The sequence below is a fragment of the Blastomonas sp. genome (assembly GCF_041747255.1).
Lineage (GTDB): Bacteria > Pseudomonadota > Alphaproteobacteria > Sphingomonadales > Sphingomonadaceae > Blastomonas.
Map to the genome: position 1 here is coordinate 1 of NZ_JBGTFM010000140.1, position 3,958 is coordinate 3,958.

Annotated in this window: 6 protein-coding genes; 4 read left to right on the top strand and 2 right to left on the bottom strand. The window is 62.7% G+C overall.

The features are described 5' to 3' along the window. Positions 1-237 precede the first annotated feature (237 nt). Genes ACEW8G_RS04935 through nadA form a run of 3 tightly spaced genes read left to right on the top strand, consistent with a single transcriptional unit; the run spans position 238 to position 2,730 of the window. Positions 238-1,113: an MBL fold metallo-hydrolase gene (locus tag ACEW8G_RS04935; protein WP_373487333.1), complete on the top strand. Its 876-nt coding sequence runs from the start codon at positions 238-240 to the stop codon at positions 1,111-1,113. After that, positions 1,103-1,726 carry a DUF4230 domain-containing protein gene (locus tag ACEW8G_RS04940; protein WP_373487334.1) on the top strand — a complete coding sequence of 208 codons (624 nt, stop codon included), beginning with the start codon at positions 1,103-1,105 and terminating at the stop codon, positions 1,724-1,726. The genes ACEW8G_RS04935 and ACEW8G_RS04940 overlap by 11 nt, the downstream gene beginning before the upstream one ends. Then, positions 1,723-2,730 carry a quinolinate synthase NadA gene (gene nadA / locus ACEW8G_RS04945; RefSeq protein WP_373487335.1) on the top strand — a complete coding sequence of 336 codons (1,008 nt, stop codon included), beginning with the start codon at positions 1,723-1,725 and terminating at the stop codon, positions 2,728-2,730. The genes ACEW8G_RS04940 and nadA overlap by 4 nt, the downstream gene beginning before the upstream one ends. Before the next feature lie 59 nt (positions 2,731-2,789). Here the strand turns inward: nadA and ACEW8G_RS04950 are convergent, their stop codons facing one another. Both ACEW8G_RS04950 and ACEW8G_RS04955 read right to left on the bottom strand, forming a co-directional pair. After that, positions 2,790-3,080, bottom strand: coding sequence for a helix-turn-helix domain-containing protein (locus ACEW8G_RS04950; protein WP_373487336.1), 291 nt, complete (start codon positions 3,078-3,080; stop codon positions 2,790-2,792). After that, entirely contained in the window at positions 3,046-3,321 is a 276-nt protein-coding gene (locus ACEW8G_RS04955) for a BrnT family toxin (RefSeq protein ID WP_373487337.1), read from the bottom strand. Before ACEW8G_RS04955 ends, ACEW8G_RS04950 begins: the two co-directional genes overlap by 35 nt. Positions 3,322-3,387: 66 nt before the next feature. Between ACEW8G_RS04955 and ACEW8G_RS04960 the strand changes: the two genes are divergently transcribed. Next, positions 3,388-3,958 (top strand): GNAT family N-acetyltransferase (locus ACEW8G_RS04960; RefSeq protein WP_373487338.1); only part of this gene is annotated, 571 nt, incomplete at its 3' end.

Sequence of the window (3,958 nt, forward strand, 5' to 3'; positions counted from 1 at the left end):
CCGAAGCGCTGCGCGAGCTGGACGAGGGCCTGCGCGAAATGCGCGAGGACCTGGCCGAGGCCCGGCGCGAACTGGAAGCGGCGCGCCGCGAAATGCGTCAGTCGCTTGTCGAACCTAACTGACGCGCGCGCCCATTCCATCTTCCGGCAGAAAGGCGAGGGCGGCTGGCAGAGCGGTTTTTGGTGAATTTTCCCGCTGCCTCTTTCGCTTGACCTTGATCAATGCCACTTAGGCGCGATGGAACTGCCTGTTGATCTGCCCACCGGGCTTGCCGAAACCGTTGAGCCATTGGTCCGGCGTGTGCTCGCGGGCAACCCGTCGCCGTTCACCTACACCGGCACGCAAACCTATGTGGTTGGCGCAGGCGCTGATGTCGCGGTGATCGATCCGGGTCCGGCGGACGATAATCATATCGCCGCGATCATGGCCACCGTCGGCGATGCGCGCATCGCTGCGATCATGTGCACCCACACCCACCGCGACCACAGCCCCGCCGCTGCGCCGCTTAAAGCCCACACTGGCGCGCCGGTGATCGGCTGCGCGCCGCTGATGCTCGCCGATGATGGTCCGCGTTCAGATGAAGCGTTTGATACCAGCTATACGCCCGACCGGGTGCTGACCGATGGTGAGCGGGTCACCGGCGATGGCTGGACGCTTGAGGCGGTTGCCACGCCCGGCCACACCAGCAACCATTTGTGTTTTGCGCTGCTGGAGAGCGGTGCGTTGTTCACCGGCGATCATGTCATGGGCTGGTCGACCAGTGTCATCTCGCCGCCCGATGGCGACATGGCCGCCTATATGGCGAGCCTTGCGCTGCTGCAGGACCGCACCGACCGTGTCTATTATCCTGCGCACGGTGCCCCAGTCGACAACCCGGCGCAGCTGGTGCGCGGCATGATGGGGCACCGCAAGCAACGCGAACGGCAGGTGCTGCGCCAGCTTGACGATGGGCCGCAAGCGATCGCCGCGATGGTGCCGCAGATGTACAAGGGCATCGATACCCGGTTGTACGGCACGGCGGGGCGGTCGGTGCTGGCGCACCTTATAGACCTCGAAACCCGCGGCGCGGTGGCGCGCGATGGTGAGATGTGGAGGCTGACTCATGGCGCTTAGAGGCTCCACCATCGGCCTGATGCTGTTTGCTGCTGTCGCCGTGGGCGCGGGCGGCACTTGGCTCGCATCGGGGTTGATCGAGGACAAGACCGAAATCTCGGCAGAAGCGATGCTCGCTGGCTTCGAGCGCACCAACCAGCTGGTCGTACTGATCGCGCAGGTCGTGCCCGTGGTGACCAACAAGGACCCCGGTTTTATCGGCATGTTCGACAGCGAGCAAACCGCGATCATCCCGGCGACGGTCAGCTATTCGGTCAATATGGCGCGGCTCGATGCCGATGCCATCGTCTGGAACGAGACCAAGCGCACGATGACCATCACCCTGCCGCCGATCATGATCCAGCCGCCAAACCTGCAGGAGCAGCAGGCGCGCTATTACCGCGATGGCCTGTGGGTGACCGGGCAGAGCGTTGAGCGATTGTTCAAGGCCAACTCCGCCTCCGCGCTCAAACAGGCGAAGGCGCTTGCCCGCAATGAGTCGCTTGTTGCCATCGCCCGGGCAAGCGCGCGCGATGCCATCACGCACAATGCGAAAGCGTATTTGAGCGGCGCAGGGATGCAAGATGCTGTAGTGACCGTCAAAATCGCCAATCAGGGAGCCAATCCACAATGACCGCACAACCCCGCGAAAACCTGTCCGGGCTTGACCTGCGCGCCGAGATCGACCGGCTGCGTAAAGAGCGCAATGCCGTCATCCTCGCGCATTATTACCAGAAGCCCGAGATTCAGGACATCGCCGATTTCGTCGGCGATTCGCTCGAGCTGTCGCGGATCGCGGCGGAGACGGACGCGGATGTCATCGCGTTTTGCGGGGTTAAGTTCATGGCCGAAACCGCCAAGATATTGAGCCCCGACAAGATTGTCGTCCTGCCCGATATGGACGCGGGTTGTTCGCTTGAAGACAGCTGCCCGCCGGACAAGTTCGCCGCCTTCCGCGCCGAGCACCCCGATCACATCGCGCTGACCTATATCAACTGCTCGGCGGCGGTGAAGGCATTGTCGGACATCATTGTCACATCATCGTCGGCGGAGAAAATTCTTTCGCAAATTCCGATGGACCAGAAGATCATTTTCGGGCCGGACAAGCACCTGGGCGGTTATCTCGTCCGCAAGCTGGGGCGCGAGATGCTGCTGTGGCCGGGCGTGTGCATCGTCCATGAGGCGTTCAGCGAAACCGAGCTGCTCAAATTGAAGGCGCAGCACCCCGATGCACCGGTCGCCGCGCACCCCGAATGTCCGCCGCACATCCTCGACCATGCCGATATGGTGGGCTCAACCAGCGCAATCCTGAAATTCGCGAAGGAAACGACCAGCACCACCGTGATCGTCGCCACCGAACCGCACATCATCCACCAGATGGAAAAGGCGGTGCCCGAAAAGACCTTCATCGGCGCGCCTGGGGCAGACGGCAACTGCAACTGCAACATCTGCCCCTATATGGCGCTCAACACGATGGAAAAGCTGTATGTCGCGCTCCGCGACCTCGAACCGCGCATCGAACTCGACGAAGACCTGCGGATCAAGGCCAAGCAGTCGCTCGACCGCATGCTTGAGATGGCGAGCAACACCGTGGGGCAAGGCGATCTGGGCAGGCCCGATCTGGCGCATCACGATTGAGGAGAGATGGCCGAGCGGACGAAGTAACTCAATTATTTGTGCGCCAGTAAGCGTGACCGCTACGCCGCATCCGCAATCGCCTTCGCGGCCATTTCCGGTTCCGCTGCGATCACCTTGAGATAGGCGCGGACGGCGGGCGGGGGCATGTGGCGGCCGATTTCATACTGGCGGATGTTGGCGAGCGGGATGCCATAAGCGCGGGCGAATTCGTCCTGGCTCATCCCCAGCCGGTTGCGCAGACGGCGGATGCGGCGCCCCATCAGTCCGCGCTCCAAACCGGCGACGGTGATATCGCGATCTTCCGGGTCGTTCGGATCAGCCGGAATCGCAATCATAGTCTCTTTGCTCACGCGAATTGCTCCTTCTTACGGATATGAAGCGGCAAGTGTCAGCGCGCCACACGTGGATCACGGTCCACAACTTGCCATCGACCCTGCCAATCGCCTTTGACCGCTTCTCTTCATCACCGATCCTGACGGTTGGGATGATCGCCACATCGGGGTCATCAAACACCCGCTTGCCAAATGCCAGCGGGACGCCGTGTTTGAAGCGGTTAATCTCGTCCTTGGCAGGATCGAACGTGATCTCCATCGGTGGTAAGTATATGTGAAACACACAGGCGTGGCAAGCGCCGGGGTTTGCGGCTAGACGTGACGCATGTCCTCAATCTTCACTTCCGTCGCCCCTGGCCAGCTTGCGGCTGTTGTCACCTTGCTTGAGATGCGCGCGCGGCCTGTTGCCCGGCCCTTGCCGCCGCTTGGCCTCCCGCTGCAGCTCAAGCGCTGGCATGCGCCTGCAGCCGACAAATATTTGACGCTCTACCGCCGGGTGGGGGAGCCTTGGCTGTGGGTGTCGCGGTTAATGATCGATGCGGACGCGCTCACCGCGATAATCCACGATCCTGCGGTGGAGGTTCGCGCACTTATCGACCGGCAGGGAATCGAGGTCGGCCTGCTGGAACTCGATTTTCGTGCGCCCGGCACCTGTGAGATCGCATTCTTCGGCCTAATCCCGGCGCTCACCGGCAAGGGCGTGGGGCAGTGGATGATGGCGCAGGCGCTGGCGCTGGCGTGGCGCGCCGGGGTGACGCGCGTGTGGCTGCACACCTGCACGCTCGATGATCCGCGCGCACTCGGCTTCTATCGCAAGCAGGGCTTCGTGCCGTTCGCGCGCGAGATCGAGACTTTACCCGATCCGCGCCTCACCGGGCTGATCGCGCGCGACGCTG